At 39.2% G+C, this 20,900-nt stretch carries 17 protein-coding genes and 2 tRNA genes; 10 read left to right on the forward strand and 9 right to left on the reverse strand.

Features of this window, described 5'->3' with window-relative positions; all coding sequences use genetic code 11:
- The first annotated feature begins 180 nt into the window (after positions 1 to 180).
- Positions 181 to 2,367: a bifunctional SulP family inorganic anion transporter/carbonic anhydrase gene (locus K6I41_RS01350; protein ID WP_107880537.1), complete on the forward strand. Its 2,187-nt coding sequence runs from the start codon at positions 181 to 183 to the stop codon at positions 2,365 to 2,367.
- Between the two features lie 66 nt (positions 2,368 to 2,433).
- Here the strand turns inward: K6I41_RS01350 and K6I41_RS01355 are convergent, their stop codons facing one another.
- From K6I41_RS01355 to K6I41_RS01365, 3 genes are all read right to left on the reverse strand, one after another.
- Positions 2,434 to 3,324, reverse strand: coding sequence for an SDR family NAD(P)-dependent oxidoreductase (locus tag K6I41_RS01355; protein WP_005300894.1), 891 nt, complete (start codon positions 3,322 to 3,324; stop codon positions 2,434 to 2,436).
- A gap of 275 nt (positions 3,325 to 3,599) precedes the next feature.
- Positions 3,600 to 4,025 (reverse strand): CopD family protein, encoded by a 426-nt coding sequence (locus K6I41_RS01360; RefSeq protein WP_151766978.1) that lies wholly within the window; start codon positions 4,023 to 4,025, stop codon positions 3,600 to 3,602.
- On the reverse strand, positions 4,022 to 4,357 hold the full coding sequence (locus tag K6I41_RS01365; protein ID WP_151988696.1) for a DUF3817 domain-containing protein: 336 nt from the start codon (positions 4,355 to 4,357) through the stop codon (positions 4,022 to 4,024). The genes K6I41_RS01360 and K6I41_RS01365 overlap by 4 nt, the downstream gene beginning before the upstream one ends.
- Positions 4,358 to 4,628: 271 nt before the next feature.
- Between K6I41_RS01365 and K6I41_RS01370 the strand changes: the two genes are divergently transcribed.
- Positions 4,629 to 5,576: a GlxA family transcriptional regulator gene (locus tag K6I41_RS01370; RefSeq protein ID WP_250375073.1), complete on the forward strand. Its 948-nt coding sequence runs from the start codon at positions 4,629 to 4,631 to the stop codon at positions 5,574 to 5,576.
- Between the two features lie 122 nt (positions 5,577 to 5,698).
- Here K6I41_RS01370 and K6I41_RS01375 read toward each other — a convergent pair whose 3' ends face one another.
- A complete protein-coding gene (locus tag K6I41_RS01375; RefSeq protein WP_250375074.1) occupies positions 5,699 to 6,976 on the reverse strand; it encodes an O-acetylhomoserine aminocarboxypropyltransferase/cysteine synthase family protein in 1,278 nt (425 codons plus the stop codon).
- Positions 6,977 to 7,271: 295 nt separating this feature from the next.
- Between K6I41_RS01375 and ettA the strand changes: the two genes are divergently transcribed.
- Both ettA and K6I41_RS01385 read left to right on the forward strand, forming a co-directional pair.
- Positions 7,272 to 8,933, forward strand: coding sequence for an energy-dependent translational throttle protein EttA (gene ettA / locus K6I41_RS01380; protein WP_005300902.1), 1,662 nt, complete (start codon positions 7,272 to 7,274; stop codon positions 8,931 to 8,933).
- A 179-nt stretch (positions 8,934 to 9,112) separates the two neighbouring features.
- Positions 9,113 to 9,706 (forward strand): hypothetical protein, encoded by a 594-nt coding sequence (locus K6I41_RS01385; protein ID WP_111855097.1) that lies wholly within the window; start codon positions 9,113 to 9,115, stop codon positions 9,704 to 9,706.
- A 99-nt stretch (positions 9,707 to 9,805) separates the two neighbouring features.
- On the opposite strand, the gene K6I41_RS01390 is transcribed toward K6I41_RS01385, so the two are convergent.
- Entirely contained in the window at positions 9,806 to 10,498 is a 693-nt protein-coding gene (locus K6I41_RS01390; RefSeq protein ID WP_250375075.1) for a YidX family protein, read from the reverse strand.
- Positions 10,499 to 10,655: 157 nt separating this feature from the next.
- Between K6I41_RS01390 and K6I41_RS01395 the strand changes: the two genes are divergently transcribed.
- The 5 genes from K6I41_RS01395 (at position 10,656) to K6I41_RS01415 (ending at position 17,978) form a co-directional block, all read left to right on the forward strand.
- Positions 10,656 to 11,054 carry a cation efflux protein, CzcI-like gene (locus K6I41_RS01395; protein WP_216070925.1) on the forward strand — a complete coding sequence of 133 codons (399 nt, stop codon included), beginning with the start codon at positions 10,656 to 10,658 and terminating at the stop codon, positions 11,052 to 11,054.
- Positions 11,055 to 11,109: 55 nt separating this feature from the next.
- On the forward strand, positions 11,110 to 12,525 hold the full coding sequence (locus K6I41_RS01400; RefSeq protein WP_250375076.1) for a TolC family protein: 1,416 nt from the start codon (positions 11,110 to 11,112) through the stop codon (positions 12,523 to 12,525).
- A gap of 2 nt (positions 12,526 to 12,527) precedes the next feature.
- Positions 12,528 to 13,748 (forward strand): efflux RND transporter periplasmic adaptor subunit, encoded by a 1,221-nt coding sequence (locus K6I41_RS01405; RefSeq protein WP_250375077.1) that lies wholly within the window; start codon positions 12,528 to 12,530, stop codon positions 13,746 to 13,748.
- Entirely contained in the window at positions 13,738 to 16,896 is a 3,159-nt protein-coding gene (locus K6I41_RS01410) for an efflux RND transporter permease subunit (protein WP_250375078.1), read from the forward strand. Before K6I41_RS01405 ends, K6I41_RS01410 begins: the two co-directional genes overlap by 11 nt.
- 131 nt (positions 16,897 to 17,027) lie before the next feature.
- Entirely contained in the window at positions 17,028 to 17,978 is a 951-nt protein-coding gene (locus K6I41_RS01415; protein ID WP_151822080.1) for a cation diffusion facilitator family transporter, read from the forward strand.
- Positions 17,979 to 17,996: 18 nt separating this feature from the next.
- On the opposite strand, the gene K6I41_RS01420 is transcribed toward K6I41_RS01415, so the two are convergent.
- Positions 17,997 to 18,335 carry a membrane protein gene (locus tag K6I41_RS01420; RefSeq protein ID WP_005300922.1) on the reverse strand — a complete coding sequence of 113 codons (339 nt, stop codon included), beginning with the start codon at positions 18,333 to 18,335 and terminating at the stop codon, positions 17,997 to 17,999.
- 275 nt (positions 18,336 to 18,610) lie between these two features.
- Here K6I41_RS01420 and K6I41_RS01425 point away from each other — a divergent pair, with 275 nt between their 5' ends.
- A complete protein-coding gene (locus K6I41_RS01425) occupies positions 18,611 to 19,561 on the forward strand; it encodes a hypothetical protein (RefSeq protein ID WP_250375079.1) in 951 nt (316 codons plus the stop codon).
- Between the two features lie 87 nt (positions 19,562 to 19,648).
- On the opposite strand, the gene K6I41_RS01430 is transcribed toward K6I41_RS01425, so the two are convergent.
- From K6I41_RS01430 to K6I41_RS01440, 3 genes are all read right to left on the reverse strand, one after another.
- Positions 19,649 to 19,724: transfer RNA gene (locus K6I41_RS01430), tRNA-Glu, on the reverse strand.
- 30 nt (positions 19,725 to 19,754) lie between these two features.
- A tRNA-Glu gene (locus tag K6I41_RS01435) sits at positions 19,755 to 19,830 on the reverse strand.
- Between the two features lie 121 nt (positions 19,831 to 19,951).
- The gene (locus K6I41_RS01440) at positions 19,952 to 20,851 is read right to left on the reverse strand and encodes a hypothetical protein (RefSeq protein ID WP_199986871.1); all 900 of its coding nucleotides are present in this window, start codon (positions 20,849 to 20,851) and stop codon (positions 19,952 to 19,954) included.
- Between the last annotated feature and the right edge of the window lie 49 nt (positions 20,852 to 20,900).

A 20,900-nucleotide genomic window follows, 5' to 3' on the forward strand; every position in this document is an offset into this window, starting at 1 on the left:
AATCTTAAGATCAACAAATCGTTGTTAAATACACAATTAAATATACAACGTTATAGCATAACTAAACTTTAATGATATTCAGTTGTTCGACATCATCAACCGAGCCTTGAAGCATTTACTCACTTTCAGGCTGTAATAGTACAACTTTGCTTATTTCTTTTTATTATAAATGGTTGTTTTATGTCGGTTTTAAACCTGAAAAATAGATTTCATTTAAAAGACCTCTTATCTGGAGTCGTCGTATTCCTTGTGGCATTACCGCTGTGCTTGGGTATCGCTTTAGCCTCAGGTGCTCCCATCATCTCAGGTATTATTGCAGGTATTGTGGGCGGTATTATCGTAGGTTTGCTAAGTGGTTCCCACATTAGCGTTGCAGGCCCAGCGGCAGGGCTGACTGCCGTCATTCTTGTACAGTTAGAACAACTAGGCGGCAATTATGCCGCCTTTTTATTATGTATTATTTTTGCTGGTGTCCTGCAAATTCTATTTGGCTTATTCAAGTTAGGTTTTTTTGCCAACTTTATTCCAAATAATGTCATCTTAGGATTACTAGCCGCTATTGGTGTCATCCTGATTGCGACACAATTGCCTTATCTGTTTGGACTTTCTGATTTTTCATTGAAACAGGTTTGGACATCAACCCCAGATGCATTTCTACAGCGTTTTGATGGCGGAGCTGCACTGATTGGTTTGCTCAGTTTATTCTTAATTTTAGCGTGGGATAGTAGCCCCCTCAAAAAACTAGCTTTACCTTCGGCATTGATTGCGGTTGTGCTCGCAGCAGTTTTAAATTTTGTTTTAGTGAGTATTGGCTCTGCATGGGCAGTGCAAATTGATAATCTCATTCAGTTACCGAATATCTTACAAGCACCTGAAGATGTATTAATTTTTCCTGATTTTAGCTATTTAGCTGAGCCTATGATTTACACAGGGGCAATTACTCTGGCTGTCGTGGCATCTTTAGAAACATTATTGAATCTGGAAGCTGCAGATAAAATCGATCCTCAAAAACGCTCTTCTCCTCCTAACCGTGAACTCTGGGCACAAGGTACAGGTAACATCATTTCTGGCTTAATTGGTGGAATGCCGGTGACCTCAGTGATTGTACGTAGTTCGGTAAATGCAAATACAGGTGCGCGTAGCAAATGCTCTACTATTATTCATGGTGTATTGTTGCTGCTAGCGGTTTTGTTCTTCGTGCCATTAATGAACATGATTCCTCTATCTGCATTGGCTGCGATCTTAATCGTGACAGGTTTTAAGCTGACCCATCCAAAACTCTTTAAACAGCTTTATCAAAAAGGTTGGAAACAGTTCTTACCTTTTATTATTACCTTGGTTGCAATTTTACTGACCGATCTTTTAATGGGAATTTTAATTGGTCTGTTCACCAGTAGTGCTTTTATTCTCTATGGTAACTTTAATAAAGGTATTCGTGTTTATAGAGAGAAGCGCTTGCATGGCGTAGTGACTCGTATTGAACTCCCATCACAAGTAACCTTTCTTAATCGTTCTGCGCTTATTTCAGCATTGGAACATGTGCATAAACATCAGCAACTCATTATTGACGCGACTCAATGTGATTCGATCGATCCTGATATCTATCAAGTTATTCAAGATTATCAAAGTGAAACGGCCATTAAACGCCAAGTAAATCTTAAACTGGTCGGGTTCAAACAGCACTATCAAGACGTTGATGATGCAGTACTTGATATTGATATTAGTACACATGATTTGCAACAAAAGCTGAGTCCTCAACAGGTCGTCAACTTACTTAAAGAAGGGAACGAACGTTTTGTAAAAAATGAACGTCTACAACGAGATATTTATCGACAAATTCGTGTTACTGCAGATGAAGGGCAGCATCCGATCGCAGCAGTGCTTGGTTGTATGGATTCACGTGCACCTACCGAAATGATTTTTGATGTGGGTATTGGTGATCTGTTTAGCTTACGAATTGCAGGTAATATTGCTGGGCAAAAAGTACTGGGTTCTCTTGAGTTTGCTTGTCAGGCTAAAGGTTCTAAAGTAATTGTGGTTTTAGGACATACAGATTGCGGTGCTGTGACGAGTGCATGCCAATTGCGTCTAGAACAAAAGCAAGTGTCTGATGTAAAGGAAATGCCACACATTCAATATGTGCTTGGGCCATTAATGCATTCGGTTGATAGCGTATATGACATTATGCAGCCACGTGAATTAGGTAATGCTTTTATTAGCCAAGTGACCGCAATGAATGTTCACTACAACATCCAGTACATTATTAATAACAGTAGTGTGCTCAAAGATATGGTTGAGAGAGGTGACATTGTAGTGGTGGGTGCAATTTACGATGTAAAAACAGGGCATGTTCAGTTTCTTGACTAATAAGCTCTTTAATTAAAAAAAGCGCCTTATTTGAGGCGCTTTTTTTACTATGGCATCAACTCAAAATTACCAGTGTTCACCTGGGAAGATTCGTGCATAAGCTTTTTGTGCCCAGTTTAATTTCTCGGTTTTTTCACCTTTTGCGGCATCTGAACTTGGGAATAACCGGAAACCAATCGACATAAACATATTGTTAATGCCCGGTGCAACGGAATATGTCATTGAAGCTAAGCGGCCTAAGTTAGTTGCCATACGTTTCGGGCGTTTCACAATTGCATAAGCAATTAAGTCAGCAGCCTGCTCAGGTGAAAGTGTTGGTACATATTTATAAATTTTAGTCGGTGCAATCATTGGGGTACGAACTAATGGCATATAAATTGAAGTAATCGCGATTTTGTGCGCATGAACTTCAGCCGATAGACAGCGGCTAAATGCATCAAGCGCTGCTTTAGATGCAACATAAGCAGAAAAGCGAGTCGCATTTGCTAACACACCAATCGAGCTAATATTAATAATTTGCCCATCTTTACGCTGAATCATATGCGGCAAAATATTAAGAACTAGGCGTACTGCGCCAAAATAATTTAATTGCATGGTGCGTTCAAAGTCATGAAAACGATCATAAGACTCATGTACGGCACGGCGAATAGAGCGGCCTGCGTTATTAATTAAAATATCAATGTGATCAACGGTTGCTAGAATTTCTTTAGACACTTGATCAATCATGTCCATATCGTTGAGATCACACGGGAAAATTGATGCCTTACCGCCACGACTTTCAATATCTGCTTTCACTTCTTCCAAAGTTTCTTGAGTACGGGCAACCAGTAAAACATGGGCACCAGCATCAGCAAGCTTATTTGAAATCGTTAATCCGATTCCACTCGAGGCGCCTGTCACTAAAATGACTTTATCTTGTACCTTTTCCTGGAACAGAGCTTCTAATTTTTTATTCACAGCATTTTACCTAAGTAGGGGCAGGGATTATTTATTCCGGTATGTAATTTTTATTTTTTACAACCGTAGGTTCATCCAAATGAACTCATAAATATGGCTATTATCTTAATAGATGTTTAAAAATTGTCTAGTCTGTAAATATATGAAATTTAACAATTTATTTAGAGTAAAAACTCTAAAGTGGAGGTTGGAATATTTCATTCTTTATCCTAATCTTCTGAATAATATGATAATTGTTTAATACATTTTTATTGGCTAAAGAATAAACAGTAAGGTTATGGCTTAATAATGGCAAGAACGATAATTGAAATAGTACAGATAAAGATAATCAGTGTTGCCTGTTTTTTTCTAACATTTATACCATTTGCGATTTGTCGTAAAAGTTTAGCTTGAAAGCCATGGATAGCTGCCAAAATAAGTACAAATACAATTTTTGCAGGTAGCCATTTAGAGCTAAACCATTGGCCGTTAATTGCTAATATTAAACCAGACGCAAAAGTAATGAAGAGAGCTGGGGTCGTCATAATTTGATCCCATCGGTACTCACGCTCAGCCCAGATAGGAATACGTATATTCTCGTTAATATCAAACTCTATTTTAAGTGACATCGAAGCGGTAAGAACGCCACTTATAAAAATGGTCATTGAGACTATATGTATAGCTTTTAGCCATGGGCTTAAGGTTGTAAAAAGCTCTATCATGATGATTGAGCTTCATCTAACTTAGCTATTTTATTTTTTATAAATGATAAATTGAAGTAAACACCGAACGGGATGAGCGTAATCACTACTAATCTTAATATTTCTAATGGTGTCCATTTACTATCAGCTATGGTTTGTACTGCGAACCAGATATAAGTAAAAAAAGTAAGTCCGTGGATAGGCCCCATAAAATGAACACCTGTATCCCATCCATTAAAATATTTTAAAGGTACTGCAACAGCAACCAATAGCAGTAGAGAAACTGTCTCTAATAATGAAAAAAATTTCAATTTTTGAAATTGAGTAATATTGTGTGCCTTCGGATTAGCCATATTTATTGATCCGTATTTAGCCCATTTGAAGATTTAATTTATCGATACTAAGAATGGGGGGGAGATAACTATTCATTCTATATTTTGAAAATAGACAAGCTGAGCTGAGGGAATAGTTTTTCCATTCATAGTTTTGACATAAAAATTACTACGGGTAATTCTGTCAGTATTAACCTATTGTTATGAGTGGCAGGAATGACAATAATCGTTCATTTACTGCCAATTTGATATCTGCCAAAATAAGAAAAGTTTATTAATAGAGCCTTTATCCATGCATACGATAGCTATTCTTGCTTTGCATGATTTCATCCCATTTGACTTGGGTATTCCATGTGAGGCCTTTGGCTTCGTACGGTTATTAAATGGTGAGGCGGGGTACTGTGTAAAAGTTTGTGGTGAAGCAGAGCATGTAAATACAGGGGCATTTACACTTCATGCACATTTTGGGCTTGATCATCTTATTGATGCAGACACTATTATTATTCCCGGTATTAAAGATCCTAAAAAGACTCTTAAACCCAAGGTACTGACAGCCATTCTCAAAGCGTGGAAAAAAGGAGCAAGAATTGCTTCAATTTGTTCCGGGGCATTTGTTCTAGCAGAAACCGGACTTCTTGATGGATATCGAGCTACAACCCATTGGGTTCTTGCAGAGGAGTTGGCTCTTCGATACCCCAAGATCAAGGTCGACCCAAATGTACTGTTCATTGATGAAGGACGTCTTATAACTTCAGCCGGAGCCTCATCTGGACTGGATATGTGTTTACATCTTGTGCGTCGGGATTATGGTCAAACAGTGGCTGCTCATGCTGCAAAGCTTGCCGTAGCTCCCTTAAATCGTGAGGGAGGGCAAGCACAGTTTATTCAACATGAATTACCAGAGACTCGTGATAGTTTGGCTCCAGTACTGGAATGGGTGAGGGCACATTTGAATGAAGAAATTGATATTAAATTACTTGCTTATAAAGCAAATATGAGCCCAAGAACATTCGCACGACGTTTCCGCGATCAGATTGGAACTACACCATTACAGTGGCTGCTTACCATGCGTATACAACGGGCTCAAGAGTTACTGGAGACATCCTCACAATCCATTGAAGACATTGCTTTAAGCTGTGGTTTTAATTCTCCTGTCACTTTCCGGACTCGGTTTAGAAATTGTGTAGGGCTTAGTCCTAGCACCTATCGGACTAGATTTATTTCTCATTCTTTGCTTTGAATTATCTGTCTTGTGCGAATGGATCAAATTATTATTGTCGATGAATGCAGACTTCATCTGAATTTGAATAAAGGTAAATAAAAAAGCCTCTATTTTCAGAGGCTTGTTGAGTGGTTTAAAAGTTATACAGCTGAAAGTGCTTGGTCTAAATCGGCAATTAAGTCATCAATATGCTCAATTCCAATTGAAAGACGTACCATATCTTCGCTTACACCAGCAGATTTAAGTTCTTGTTCATTGAGCTGGCGATGAGTCGTCGTTGCAGGATGACACGCCAAACTTTTTGCATCACCAATATTTACGAGACGAGTAAATAATTGAAGAGCATCGATGAATCGAGTGCCGCCTTCGAGACCATCTTGTACGCCGAAAGATAAAATTGCAGAAGGTTTACCTTTTACATATTTTTGAGCAAGCTGATGCTGTGGATGATCTTTTAGACCTGCGTAATTGACCCATTTTACTTTCGGATGGTTTTGCAAATATTCCGCAATTTTCTGAGCATTTTCAGTATGACGTTCAATGCGTAAGTTTAGAGTTTCGAGACCCTGTAAAATTAAAAAAACACTGAGCGGGCTAATAGCTGCGCCTGTATTGCGTAATGGCACAACGCGAGCTCGTGCTATATAGGCAGCCTCACCTAAAGCTTCGACATAATTAACCCCGTGATAGCTTGGGTCTGGTGTATTCAAAACTTTAAAACGTTCTGGATATTTACCCCAAGGGAATTTACCGCTATCTACAATTGCTCCACCAATGCTATTGCCGTGTCCACCGATATATTTAGTAAGTGAATGAATGACGATATCGGCACCATATTCAAATGGTTTTAATAAAGCAGGGGTGGCAACGGTGTTATCGACAATGACGGGTACACCATATTCATGTGCGATTTTTGAAATTTCTTCTAAATCGATGATATTTCCGAGCGGGTTACCAATTGACTCAACAAAAACAAGTTTAGTTTTATCATCAATTAAATTACGTAAGCTTTCAGGTTTTTGATAATCAAAAAAGCGAACTTCAATGCCTTGTTTTGGTAAGGTATGGGCAAATAGATTATACGTTCCGCCATATAAAGTTGAGACTGAAGCAATATTGTCTCCAGCTTCGGTAATCGTCTGAATTGAGTAAGTAATTGCTGCCATTCCAGAAGCTAGAGCTAAAGCACCAATTCCACCTTCGAGTGCAGCAAGGCGTTGCTCAAGTACAGCAGTGGTCGGGTTCATAATACGGGTATAAATATTACCCTGAACTTTTAAATCAAAAAGATCGGCACCGTGTTGTGTGTTATCAAATGCATAAGAAGTAGTTTGATAAATAGGAACCGCCACAGCTTTTGTGGTTGCTTCTGGTGAATAACCGGCATGGATTGCTAAGGTTTCATCTTTATAAGTCATGATTACTTCATCTTCGTGAGTTAAATATTGAGCGAGTCTAGCCTAAAATTCATATTGAAAATTGCAGAAATTCTGGTTTGTTTTCTAATTTTAGGAATAAAGATAGAAAAATATACGCTGAAACACTGTATAAATCTTATACATAAACATTTTGCAACTTATTGAAAAAGAAAATTGTTTGATAAATCCGTACGATGGAAATCATAACTTCAAGTCAATGAGGTTTTCAGCGTATAATACGCGCGATTATTTATCGCTTATGCGATGTATTGGTTTTTCAATTGAGGAGTCCTGCGTGGCCCAATATATTTATACGATGAACCGAGTGTCTAAAATGGTTCCGCCAAAGCGCGAAATCTTAAAAGACATCTCTTTATCATTTTTCCCGGGTGCCAAAATTGGTGTACTCGGTTTGAACGGTGCAGGTAAATCTACCCTGCTTCGTATTATGGCTGGCGTAGATAAAGATTTCTCTGGTGAAGCTCGTGCACAACCTGGAATTAAAATCGGCTATTTAGAGCAAGAACCACCGCTAGATCCGACAAAAGACGTTCGTGGTAACGTTGAAGATGGCGTGCGTGAAGCTTTAGATGCATTAGAACGTCTTGATCAGGTTTTTGCAGAATATGCAGACCCAGATGCAGATTTTGATGCACTTGCAAAAGAGCAGGAAAAATTAGAATCAATTATCCATGCTTGGGATGCGCACAACCTAAATAACCAGCTTGAAATTGCTGCGGATGCATTGAATCTTCCAGCTTGGGATGCAGACGTAACATTACTTTCTGGTGGTGAGCGTCGTCGTGTTGCACTTTGCCGTTTATTGCTTTCGAAACCAGATATGTTACTTCTGGACGAACCGACTAACCATTTAGATGCAGAATCTGTAACTTGGTTAGAACGTTTCTTGAAAGATTTCCCAGGCACTATCGTTGCGATTACGCATGACCGTTATTTCTTGGATAACGTGGCTGAGTGGATTCTTGAACTTGACCGTGGTATGGGTATTCCTTATCAAGGAAACTATTCTTCTTGGTTAGAACAAAAGAATGCGCGTTTAGAACAAGAGCAGAAACAAGAAGAATCTTTTGCTAAAGCATTGAAAAAAGAACTTGAATGGGTTCGTTCAAATGCGAAAGGTCAGCAAAAGAAAAACAAAGCACGTATGGAACGTTTTGAAGAGCTTAACTCTAAAGAATTCCAACAACGTAATGAAACGTCTGAAATCTATATTCCACCTGGCCCGCGTTTGGGTAACAAAGTTGTGGAAGTTGAAGGTATCAGTAAATCATTCGATGGCCGCTTGTTGTACGAAAACTTAACATTTACCGTACCTCCAACAGCGATTGTTGGTATCGTTGGTCCAAACGGTGCGGGTAAAACTACTTTATTCCGTATGATGACTGGTGAACAGCAACCTGATACAGGTACTGTGACCTTAGGTGAGTCAGTTAAAGTGGCTTATGTTGGTCAGATTCGTGACACTCTAGATAATAATAAAACTGTTTGGGAAGAAGTTTCTGGCGGTTTAGATATCTTAAAAATTGGTGATTACGAAATCGCGTCACGTGCTTACATTGGCCGTTTTAACTTTAAAGGTCAAGATCAGCAAAAACGTGTAGGTGAATTGTCTGGTGGTGAACGTAACCGTTTACAACTTGCGAAGATCTTGCAGATGGGTGCAAACGTGATCTTGCTGGATGAGCCATCGAACGATTTGGATATTGAAACTTTACGTGCGCTTGAGGATGCAATTCTTGTATTCCCAGGTACGGTAATGGTGGTATCGCATGACCGTTGGTTCCTTGACCGTATTGCGACACATATCTTGTCATTTGAAAATGAACAGCCAGAATTCTACGCAGGTAACTATGCAGAATACGAAGCATATCGTCAGTCACGTTTAGGTGACGACGCTGTTCAAAAACGTACGAAATACAAAAAAATTAGCGGTTAATTTCTGCTAATTGAAAAAACCAGCCTAAGGGCTGGTTTTTTTTATTTTCTATCAAAACCTTAAGAAATAAAAAATTAAAATTCCATAAAGTGATTGAATTTATACTTATATTTTTGATTTATTAAGATTAATATTGCGGCTTAATTTATTAAAAGGTAAATAAACCTTTCTGGAAAATCATGAAAAAATTCAAACTTTATACTATTGCTTTAGGGGTAGCTGTTGCTACACAACTTACTGGATGTCTTTCAGTAAAATCTTATGTTGATCCTGCTTATAAGTCTCTTTCCTATTCAGATATTAAAAAACCAGCTCAACCTATTCCAGTGGTTTTAACTACTGAATTTCAGCGAAATGGAGCCGTTGTTCCAAAAGCTGGTAAAGAACTGCAATCAGCAGTTGAGCGTAGTCTAAGAGCAACAGGCGTATTTTCTCCAACAGCCCAAGCGAATGGCGAGAAGCAAGCAAAATTACATTTAACCGCGAATAATGTGGCTGATTTAGGTGAGGCTGCGGGCAAAGGCGTTCTAACGGGTTTGACTTTTGGTGCTGTTGGTAATGCGATTGCTGATAAATATGAGTTTAAATTTAATTATATTGATGCTCAAGGTAAAGAAGTATCTGAGCGTTACCCACATATGATTTTAACAACAGTAGGAAACAAAAAAGCGCCTATTGAAAATGTGCAACCAATGTCGATTAATGAAGCATTTAATAAAGTTGTTGATGATGTTGTGATTCGTTTTTCTTCTGATTTACAAAAACAGCAATAAACATCTAGTTCAAGTACACAAGCTATTTTTGTGACATATTGCCAGTTAATTTTAAAAACCAGCCTTAGGGCTGGTTTTTTGTTTTAAGAGTGAAAGATCTTACTTATTAAAGTCACCATGTAAATCTGACCATATTAATGATGGAGCTACCGTAATCACATCAAAGGTCATTGCTAAAGGGTATAACGCCATACGTGTTGCACGTTTAAATGGGTGTTTCTTGGTTATCTCATCTTTTTGCTGTAAAGCGACTGAGTAGGGAGTAGGCATGGCTTGTTGAATTTTTTGTGTGCTTGGAGCTTTATAAATTTGTCCTTTAAAAGGAAGAAAGGCGTACGGATATAAAACTTCTTTTTGATTTTCCATCACGACAAAATGATTTTTAAATCCCAAGTTTTTTAAATTTTCTTTTTGTTGATCAGAAAGTACTGATAGAGGAGTTTTATATTGAAATTGAAGTTCTCCGTGAAAATGGGTGGGATCATCCATTTCAAGGACAAGAGGTGATGAAATATTCAAAGTTCTCTGTTCTGCTGGAATATTTTTAATAATATTAAGAAATTTAGAACTCCCTTCTGTCATCCAATAATTATAATCTTGACCAATAAACACAAGGCCTTGTTCTTGCTCATTTTTAACTGCTTGGCCTAATGCAATAATTTGATCGGTTTTTAAAACGGTTGTTTTAATTTCAGTTGTTTCATTTGGTAAAGCGGTGGACAACATATTGGTCGCGCAGCCCGTTAAGCCCAGACAAATTGTTAATATAGATATAGAAAAAAGCTTGTACATAAAGGTTACTCAAAAGAAATTATTTTTGTCTCGTATAGAGTGAGATAAGTTCTAAATTAAAAAACGGAGATTTATGAATCGAGGTTTTGTAATTTTATTACATGCCTAGAGCCTGTTATAGTGCCTTTGTTCAACTTTTTAGTTTCATGGTGTGCTTTTGCCACGTTCCGCAATTTTTATGTCCATCTTGTTTAGTTTGCTTATATTCCAGAGTTTATGGAATGTAGCAGCTGCATTTTGTGCGCATGAAAATCAGGAAAAAGCATTGCATCATTTCGGGCATCACGCAGCTTTAGATGTATATCAACCTTCACATCAAGCTCATACTGAACAGAAAGATGCCGGAAACGCATCTCATAAAGCGCCTTTAAGTTTGCAAGATCATCATGATCATTTGCCTTCATGTTTTCATGTGGTGATGACTGAAGTTGCAAAGCAAGCTGAAGCACCTGTTGTGCATGTGCAGGAACTCTCACAAATTTATCACTGGTCTAATTCTTACCAGTCACCCCATCTTACTGCTTTAAAACCTCCTCCTGTTTTTACCCCGCTATAGGTGGGGTAGCCAAAACAAGCCCACCGCATCTCTTATTTATTGCGGGGCAAAAAACATGTCTTCTATTTTTTCAACTCGAGTGAGTTCTACTTCTCACTTAGAGAGTAACGTTAAGATAACGTTAAAAAAGGTTTTAACAATCTCAAGCCTATCTGTTGCCATGCTATTGGTTGGACAAGTAGCGATGGCTCAGTCTGAGATTCAACAAGAACGTTATATTCAAAAAGCAGCCTTTACTTTTGACCAAGCCTTAGAGCAGGTACAAAAATATCAAAGTCAGCAAGGTGTTTGGCAAGCGCAACAGCAAATGGCTGAGGCCAATTTAAAGCAAAGTCGTTTATGGGCCAACGCAAGTCTTTCCATTGAACAAACTGGCTTCCAAAGTGATCAAGAAAAAGAACTCGCGATAGGTATTTCTCAGCCTTTAGACATTTTCGGGCAGCGCAAGGCTACGCAAAACTTGGCAAAAGTGGAAATATCAAAAATTGATTTGGCTGAGCAGCGTTATCAAGCTGAGCTTGGATTAATCGTTAAATATTTCTGGTCACAAGTGGCTTTGCTTGAGCTTGAAAAGTCTCTTATTGCAGAGCAGCTAGAAGTCAGCCAAGAAAATTTGTTGGCATCGGAAAAGCGTTATCAAGCAGGAAGTATTGCGCAAGTTGATGTAGACCGAGTGCGGATGTCTCACTTGGAAAATCAGCGTTTATATCAACAAGTCGATTTAAAACTTCAAGTTGCGAAACAACAATTAGTGAACTTATGGGGAGGTGGTTCAAGTCAGTTTCAGCTATTCCAAAGTCCAAATCAGTTATGGGCATTGGCAGCGAATCTAGAACCAAGCCAAGATGCGCAAAATAATTTATTAGAGCGTTCTTTCCAGCTAGATGCTCTTGCGCAGCAAGCGAATATTCAACAGCTTAAAGCAAAAGCAAGACCACAACCTACTGTAACTTTGGGTGTTAATAACACTCGTTCTCCAGAACAGAGTACAGATAACCAAATTCGTTTAGGTGTAGAAATTCCTTTAAATCTTTTTAATCGCCAGCAATACGGAATCAAGATTGCTCAGGCCAAACAAGAGCTATCTCAACGTCAGCAAAGCTTTTATCGACAGCAAAATCAGGTTGATATTGAAACCCTAATATCAGAGTTAAAAGGTTTACGCATCCAGTTTAAACAACTGAATGATCAGCAAGTTCCTCTTGCTATTCAAGTTCAGCAAAAAACATTGCAAGGTTTCCGTTTGGGTAAGTTCGCCGTTACTGATGTTCAGCAAGCCTCCATGCAATTGCAAGACGTGCGCTTACGTAAAGTCGAGCTATTAAAACAAGCTTGGCAAAATTCAATTGAAATTCAAAGTTTACGTCTTGGGTTAGAACCAGAACAAATCATGGCGAAAGATGCCTTAATGCAACTCAATCAACGTGCTTGGCAACAAAGTCAAACATTCCCAACTCAGACAGGAGAATAATAATGTCGACAAATTTAAAGAAAAATTCTCAATGGCTCTGGGTCGGGGTGATTGCTGCAATCACTGCACTATTAATTGGTTTACTGGTTTTAAATTTAAAAAATAAATCTAATTCTTCTGAAGCATCGGAAGGTCACGGGCATGCTGAAGAAGAGGGTGAAGAACACCATGAAGAAGGTGAAAAACCACTGCTACTCACTGCTCAGCAAATGCAGGAACAAAATTTAAAAATTGAACAAGCTGAACTAGGTGAAGTTCCTCAACTTCAAACTTATCCAGCCAAACTGGTTGTGAATACAGACCGACAAGCCCATGTCTCACCAAGTTTTAGTGGTCGTGTCGAAGCGGTATATGTTGAATTGGGGCAACAGGTTAAAAAAGGTCAGGCTCTTGCAAGTTTATTGGTTCCAGATTTAGTCGATCAACAAGCCAATTTGCAAATTGCCCAGTCTAATCTTGATTTAGCGCGTCAGGACTATGAACGTGAGCGTAGCTTATGGTCTCAAGGAATTTCTGCCAAACAAGATTATCAACGAGCTTATAACGCTTACCAACAGGCCCAAATTCAAGTGAAAGCAGCTCGTTCGCGCTTAAGTGCTTTCGGGGCGGGTTCGGGCTCAGGAGGACGCTATACCTTAACGGCGCCAATTGCTGGGATGGTGAGTAATAAAGATATTGTGGTGGGTGAAAACGTACAGCTAGCAGACCAACTTTTTATTATTAATCAGCTTGATCAGTTGTGGCTGGAGTTTATTTTACCAAGCACCGCAAATCTGAATTTACAGCCAAATCAGCAGATTGAATTTAAATCTTTACAAACTGGGAATGCATTTAAGGCTCAAGTTCAGAGTTTAACAACTGAAGCTGATGCTCAAACGGGGCGTTTACAAGTACGTGCCAAGGTCTTGGCAAATAGTAGTGAGTTGCGTCCAAACTTAATGGTTAATGTTGAGCTGAATTCTTCAGGCACAACGCAAAAAGTGACCCGTGTAAAAGCTCAGGCGATTCAACAAGTCGAAGGTAAAGACGTTATCTTTACCCCAAAAATGGTGAAAACAGGCTTTGAGTTTGAACCTGTCACTGTGCAGTTGGGGCAACGTTCTAAAGATGGTCAGTGGGTCGAAATTGTAAAAGGTATTAATCCAAGCCAGCGCTATGTGGCAGAAGGTAGCTTCTTGCTGAAATCCGAACTGGAAAAGGGTGAGGCGGAGCATGGACATTAATAAACCTGAGCTACCCAAACCAGAAGGGTTGTTTGATAGAGTTATTCAGTTTGCTATTCAAAATGCCATTTGGGTCATGCTATTTGTACTGACTTGGATTGGAGTTGGGATCTGGAGTTATCAAAAGCTTCCTATTGATGCAGTTCCAGATATTACTAATACGCAGGTCCAGATTAATACTCAAGCCAATGGTTATACCGCGTTAGAGGTTGAACAGCGGATTACCTATCCGATTGAAAATGCGATGGCTGGAATTCCAAATCTGGAACAAACCCGCTCTATTTCACGTTATGGGCTTTCCCAAGTCACCATCATTTTTAAAGATGGAACCGATATTTATTGGGCAAGACAACTGATTAACCAGCGTTTACAAGAGGCGGATGGGCAACTGCCTGAATCAGTCGATCCAGTCATGTCTCCTGTTTCTACAGGTTTAGGTGAAATTTACCAATGGGTCGTAAAAGCAAAATCTGGTGCTAAAAAAGCAGATGGCACGGCCTATACAGCCATGGATTTACGTGAAATTCAGGACTGGATTGTACGTCCTCAATTGCAGCGTGTGAAAGGCGTAGCCGAAATTAACAGTATTGGTGGCTACAATAAAACTTATATTGTGTCGCCTGATTTAAAACGTTTGCAGCAGCTTCAGATTTCAATCAATGAATTTCAAACTGCTCTGCAAGAAAATAATGAAAATCGCGGTGCGGGTTTTATTGAAGAAAACGGAGAGCAACTCACCGTTCGTGTGCCCGGTATGCTAAGTAGTGTTGGAGATATTCAAAATATTACTGTAAGTACCAAAAATGGTTTACCAATTCGCGTAGCCGATGTGGCGAATGTCTCTATTGGGCATGATTTAAGAACAGGAGCTGCAACTTACAACGGTGAGGAAACGGTTCTTGGCATTGCCATGATGATGATGGGAGAAAATAGCCGTACTGTTGCTCAGGCGGTTGATACCAAAATTAAGGAAATTCAGCCTACATTACCTAAAGGTGTAGAAATCGAAACGGTTTATGACCGAACGAGTTTAGTAAACAAAGCAATTGCAACCGTACAGAAGAACCTTGTTGAAGGTGCAATTCTGGTTATTGTGATTTTGTTTATTTTCCTAGGAAATTTTCGAGCTGCTTTAATCACAGCCTGCGTTATTCCACTCTCGATGTTATTTACCCTGACAGGTATGGCTGAACAAAACATTAGTGCCAACCTCATGAGCTTAGGAGCGCTTGATTTCGGGATTATTGTAGATGGTGCAGTTGTTATAGTAGAAAACTGTATTCGACGTCTAGCAGAAGCACAACATGCTTTACATAGGCCTCTTACACGGGCTGAGCGATTTAAAGAAGTATTCCTTGCAGCAAAGCAGGCCCGTCGACCACTTATTTTTGGGCAAATGATTATTTTGGTGGTCTATTTACCTATTTTTGCTTTATCTGGCGTTGAAGCCAAAATGTTTCATCCAATGGCTATGACTGTGGTAATGGCATTATTAGGTGCCATGATTCTTTCTGTGACATTTGTACCTGCGGCAGTTGCTCTTTTTGTTACGGGTGAAGTGAAAGAAAAAGAAACACGTTGGATGTTACTTTTAAAGCAGAAATACCGAGATATTCTTGATCAGGCTTATCAACTTAAGATTGTGGTTGTTAGTTTTGCATTAAGTATTTTAGTGCTTACAGGCGTGTTAGCTACCCAAATGGGTAGTGAATTTGCACCGCAACTCAGCGAAGGTGATTTTGCCTTGCAGCAAATGCGTTCACCGAGTACTGGACTCGAACAATCACTGCGAATGCAGGAAAATACTGAAAAACTCATTTTGAAAAACTTTCCCGAGGTAAAAGCTGTTTTTGCTCGAACAGGAACGGCTGAGGTTGCAACGGATGTGATGCCGCCTAATATCTCTGATGCAGTTATTTTACTTAAACCGCATGATCAATGGCCAAACTCTAAAGAGACGCTAGCTGAGCTGCGTTCACGTATGGAAGCTTTTTTAGCGACATTACCGGGTAATAACAGTGAGTTCTCTCAACCGATCGAGCTGCGCTTTAATGAGCTAATTTCAGGGATCCGGAGTGATATTGGTGTCAAGATTTTTGGTGATGATATGCAAGTACTCAATGAGCAGGCTCAAGCACTCGCTCAGAAAGTACAAAAAATTTCAGGCGCTACAGCGGTTAAGGTAGAACAAACTAGCGGTTTACCAGTGCTGAGTGTTGAAATTAACCGACCTTTGGCTGCGCAATACGGATTATCTGCAAAAGCTATTCAAGATATTGTGGCCGCAAGTGTTGGTGGACAAAATGTTGGGCAGATTTTACAAGGTGATAGACGATTTGATTTTGAAATTCGCCTAGAAGACCAGCAGCGTACCATCCAAAACTTAGCTCAACTTCCGATTCAGCTACCAAATGGTGGACTCATCCAGCTTCAAGATGTCGCTAAAGTTGAACGTACCTCAGGTTTAAATCAGGTGGGACGTGAAAATGGTAAGCGCCGTGTCATTATTACTGCAAACGTAGAAGGCCGTGACTTAGGATCATTTGTTCAAGAGTTAAGAACAACACTCGCAAAAGAACAACTACCAGCTGGGTATTGGTTGGAATATGGCGGTCAGTTTGAAAATCTAGCTTCAGCTGCTGCACGAATGAAAATTGTTGTGCCATTGGCGCTTGCTATGATTTTCATTCTACTCATGGCTGTATTCCATAATATTAAAGAAAGCCTGTTAGTGTTTAGCGGCGTGCCGTTTGCTTTGTCAGGTGGTCTTATTGCCCTTTGGCTAAGAGATATTCCGCTGTCCATGTCGGCTGGTGTTGGGTTTATTGCCTTATCAGGTGTCGCCGTTTTGAATGGTCTGGTGATGCTGAGCTTTATTAAAGAGCTTAGAGAAAAATTTGATATTCAAACTGCAACATGGAATGGAGCAATCTTACGTTTAAGACCTGTACTCATGACGGCTTGTGTTGCGTCTCTTGGCTTTATTCCAATGGCTTTGGCAACTGGAACTGGTGCAGAAGTACAGCGACCTTTGGCAACTGTAGTAATCGGTGGCATTATTTCATCTACGATATTAACGCTGGTTTTATTACCAGTTATTTATCGATGGATGAATGAAGTTAAGACGAAAAGTGTTGAGCATTCATAATGTCATCGATTTGAGATATCTTTTTTGATGACAGAGTCAATTCAAAAAAGTGTTTGAAAGAGTTAAAGGTAATGGTGTCTTCATCGTTACTTTTAACTCACCATAAAGATAAATAAAAAGGAGTCCGCAAAATGGGTGGACATCATGGTCATGATCATAGTCATGCTGTAGTGACTGAAGGTAATGCTAAGAAATTAACGATTGCTTTAGCGCTTACGACAACGTTTTTGATTGTTGAGGTCATTGCAGGTTTAATCACACAAAGTTTGGCATTGCTTTCTGACGCTGCGCATATGTTTACAGATGCAGCTGCTTTGGCAATTGCTTTGGTCGCTATTCAAATTTCCAAACGTCCTGCCGATAATAAACGCACTTTCGGTTATCAGCGTTTTGAAATTCTGGCTGCTTTATTTAATGCACTCATGCTTTTTGTGGTGGCAATTTATATTTTATATGAGGCCTATATTCGCTTCTCTAAACCACCTGAAATTCAAAGTATGGGAATGCTCATTGTGGCGACCATTGGTTTGGTGATTAATCTCATCTCAATGAAAATTCTCATGTCGAGTGCTAATAGCAGTCTAAATGTGAAAGGTGCTTATCTAGAGGTATTGAGTGATGCGCTAGGCTCAGTCGGCGTTATTATTGGGGCACTCATCATTTACTTCACCAACTGGTATTGGGTCGATACGATTATTGCGGTACTGATTGGCTTTTGGGTATTACCAAGAACATGGGTTTTACTTAAACAAAGTATTAATATTTTGCTCGAAGGCGTGCCAGAAGAAGTGGATATTGAGAAGTTACGTACAGATCTGCTTTCTTTAAATGGTGTGGAGAGTATTCACCAACTTAAAGTGTGGGCGATTACTTCTAAAAATATCCATTTAACGGTGCACTTATTTGCGCCTCAAGCGGATCGTACCAAGCTCTATCAAGATGCTGTTGAAATGCTTTCTCATGAACATGGTATTGGCGAAGTGACCTTGCAAATTGAAGACGATGCCGAGATCAATTGCCAGCATATTGCTCAACATGCTTCACACGAGCATGATGATAAAGAACATTCACATCAGCATTAAGCTGATGTGAACACTTTTTTAAATTTCCCATTCGTGATTGCAGTCACGGCATTTCCAATGTTTTTGTGACTGCATAAATGCTTGCATAGACAGTTTAAAGTCCGGCAAATCACGCCAAAACATAAAACCTGCTCCTACAGTCACAACAAAAACAACTACTGTTGCAATTTGAAGAGTGCTACCTGCACCATTGCCAAAAATCCACATAAAAATGCTAATCACAACCAAGAGTAAAAGCATAAAAAGTGCAGGAATTAAGATAGCGAGGCTTTTAGGAACTGCTGGTTTTACGCTGTTCATGCCTTGGCTTACAGGCATAATTTTAACACTTTGACATTGAGGGCAACGATATTGCATGAGAACTCCACATTTAGTTTGAATCTATTCTAACGGAAATGTCGGAAAAGAAAAAAATTTGTAAGATATCGATGAAGTGCTATGAGTTAGCAAAAAAATTACTTATGAATAAACAAAGAAATATAAAAAACTGATGATTTATCCGTACACATAAAAATTAAAATAATATTGTAGAGCATGCTAATCTACAGAAAAATGAAGTGTGATTAGCACTATAAATGAGCTTAAATACTCGTAAATAGGACGTGGAATAAATATAAAAAGGAGAGAGGGACTTGGGTCAACAAGATGACAATAAGTCGCAGCCTACAACGACAGCATCGGTTTTAGCTATCCCAGATACTGCAAAACCGTCATTATCTCGTCGATTACTGCATAAGACATTGCAACATGCCCAAGATGCAGTTGGGTTTGCCAGCGACACCACACGTAATATTGCAGAAGTTGCTGATGCGGCTTTAGACGCGCTCGATCAAGTGACTACCCACACCAGACGTGGAGTTGTTGGAATGACAAATCTGGCAGCTGGCACTGTAAGAGACATGGTGTCTGAAACCAGTGAAACCGCACGCCAAGTCGCATTGATAATGGCGCGTACATTTTTGGGTAAGAGTACCTTAACGTTGTACTTACCTGAAATGTTATTAAATAATCAAATCCGTAAGCGCATTGATCGCTCTGAAATTGATGATATTAAAATTAAGTGCGGCAATGATAGTTTCCAAGTCGAGATCGATGGGCATTATCATCGTTTCATGTACCGTTTAAGTTTAGATTTTAAAGTATTGGAATGTCGTATTGGGCAGGAAAAGTTTTTGCGCCTACGTCAAATGGATGAAAGTCTTGATGTCCAGATTCGTCATGGAGGAACGCTGTCAAACTGGGCTGTGCGCCGTATTGGTCGAGTTGGTTTTGAAGTCGTAAATATGTTACCCATTCCATCACTTATTAATCATTTGATTGGTGATATTCCGGGTATCCAACGTGATGGTCACCGTATGTGGTTTATTGACCTAGAGCAGGCAGGATTTATTGACTTTATTAATAACCGATCTTGGATGGTTGAAAAGCTTTTGAGTCTGACAGATTTTAGTATTTTACCTGGTTTGAATATTTTGAGAGAAAGTCGAGAGTTGGTCCAACAATTGGTAGACCAATTTGAAATTAGAGGGCTACGTGTACAGTCGGGTCGCCTTGAAGTACAAGTGGGAATTGCAAGCTCATAGAGCATAGTAAAAGCTGATCATTGATTGGCTTTTTATTTTTTAGGCAAGAAAAAAGCCACTGACGTTATGCAGTGGCTTTTTAGAATTTGGCGTCCCTACGGGGATTCGAACCCCGGTTACCGCCGTGAAAGGGCGATGTCCTAGGCCTCTAGACGATAGGGACATATGTGAGGCATACATCTGAAAAAATTATTGGCGTCCCTACGGGGATTCGAACCCCGGTTACCGCCGTGAAAGGGCGATGTCCTAGGCCTCTAGACGATAGGGACGTTTCAGAGGTGGGCGTATATTAGGTCGATTTAATAAAAGTGTCAAATAGTTTTCTGAAGAAATATTAAAAAAAACAGTCAACCGATTAAAAATAACTCTAATTGTAGAAAATATATACATTTATCCTTCATTTTTCTGAAAAGGCTCAATAATTGCCTTTATAACAGACGGATGTTGTAGATAACCTAAAATCTCATGCGGTTGGTTGGCAAAGGTATAAATTTTCTGATTAATAATTGGAGGATCAAAATTAAATGGCGCCTCACATAGTGGAAATGCAGTTAGAAAATCGTCTTGAGAGTAAAAATTAAACCAATCACCGTGAATACATGATGGCCTAACAATTGGAATCGGAAGCTTACTTTGAATTACGCGAAAAGATAAAGGAGAAGCTAACGTTATAAATCGTTTAATTGAGAACCGATATGCAGGGTTTGAAAGAAGGTTAAAAGCAATAACCGAGCCGAGAGAATGTGCAACGACAATATAATCTTCATCTTCTCGCATTTTCTTTAAAATCCGTTCATTTACTTCCTCCATAAATTCAGGATTAGATAAGTACATATAAGTCTCAATCAGAAACTGTTGTATCAAGCTCTCATGTAATTTAGGGAAGTTATTTAACAGAACAACCAACTCTTTGAGTACGCGGTCTTTTACGAGCTGAGAGGTCAGATAGATTCGTTCTGAAAAGCTTTTTTCAGCGGAGTCAGTTGCTGGTAGCAATAAAGGAACAAATGGGGTGTGCTCTTTAGCAGGAGGATTATGGGGATGTAAATGAATGGGTAAATAATTATTTAAAAATGACTTAGGTAATAACGTGTTGAGGTCTAATTGATTGCTTAATCGATATTTAGTCATTAGGTCGCCATAAAATGGCATATGAATATGAAGATCGCGCACGTTAACTTTGCAAGGCATCTGTTTTAGGCCAAGCTTAAATACTTTTAGCCAATGCTCTTTCAAGCGATGAGCAGTGTAATTCTGTTGATTCATCCCGTGGATAAATATAATTTTCATTCTATACAAGGAATTGTTTTTAATATAAATTTTAATCTACAACGGTACG

This window comes from Acinetobacter sp. AS23 (genome assembly GCF_023612055.1).
In the GTDB taxonomy this organism is placed as follows: Bacteria; Pseudomonadota; Gammaproteobacteria; order Pseudomonadales; family Moraxellaceae; genus Acinetobacter; species Acinetobacter oleivorans.

Coding starts and splice junctions, on each gene's coding strand:
- K6I41_RS01375 (WP_250375074.1), bottom strand. CDS start 6,976: ATGACTTATAAAGATGAAACCTTAGCAATCCATGCCGGTTATTCACCA.
- K6I41_RS01420 (WP_005300922.1), bottom strand. CDS start 18,335: ATGCAATATCGTTGCCCTCAATGTCAAAGTGTTAAAATTATGCCTGTA.
- K6I41_RS01415 (WP_151822080.1), top strand. CDS start 17,028: ATGGGTGGACATCATGGTCATGATCATAGTCATGCTGTAGTGACTGAA.
- K6I41_RS01410 (WP_250375078.1), top strand. CDS start 13,738: ATGGACATTAATAAACCTGAGCTACCCAAACCAGAAGGGTTGTTTGAT.
- K6I41_RS01440 (WP_199986871.1), bottom strand. CDS start 20,851: ATGAAAATTATATTTATCCACGGGATGAATCAACAGAATTACACTGCT.
- K6I41_RS01405 (WP_250375077.1), top strand. CDS start 12,528: ATGTCGACAAATTTAAAGAAAAATTCTCAATGGCTCTGGGTCGGGGTG.
- K6I41_RS01365 (WP_151988696.1), bottom strand. CDS start 4,357: ATGGCTAATCCGAAGGCACACAATATTACTCAATTTCAAAAATTGAAA.
- K6I41_RS01390 (WP_250375075.1), bottom strand. CDS start 10,498: ATGTACAAGCTTTTTTCTATATCTATATTAACAATTTGTCTGGGCTTA.
- K6I41_RS01370 (WP_250375073.1), top strand. CDS start 4,629: ATGCATACGATAGCTATTCTTGCTTTGCATGATTTCATCCCATTTGAC.
- K6I41_RS01350 (WP_107880537.1), top strand. CDS start 181: ATGTCGGTTTTAAACCTGAAAAATAGATTTCATTTAAAAGACCTCTTA.
- K6I41_RS01400 (WP_250375076.1), top strand. CDS start 11,110: ATGTCTTCTATTTTTTCAACTCGAGTGAGTTCTACTTCTCACTTAGAG.
- K6I41_RS01360 (WP_151766978.1), bottom strand. CDS start 4,025: ATGATAGAGCTTTTTACAACCTTAAGCCCATGGCTAAAAGCTATACAT.
- K6I41_RS01385 (WP_111855097.1), top strand. CDS start 9,113: ATGAAAAAATTCAAACTTTATACTATTGCTTTAGGGGTAGCTGTTGCT.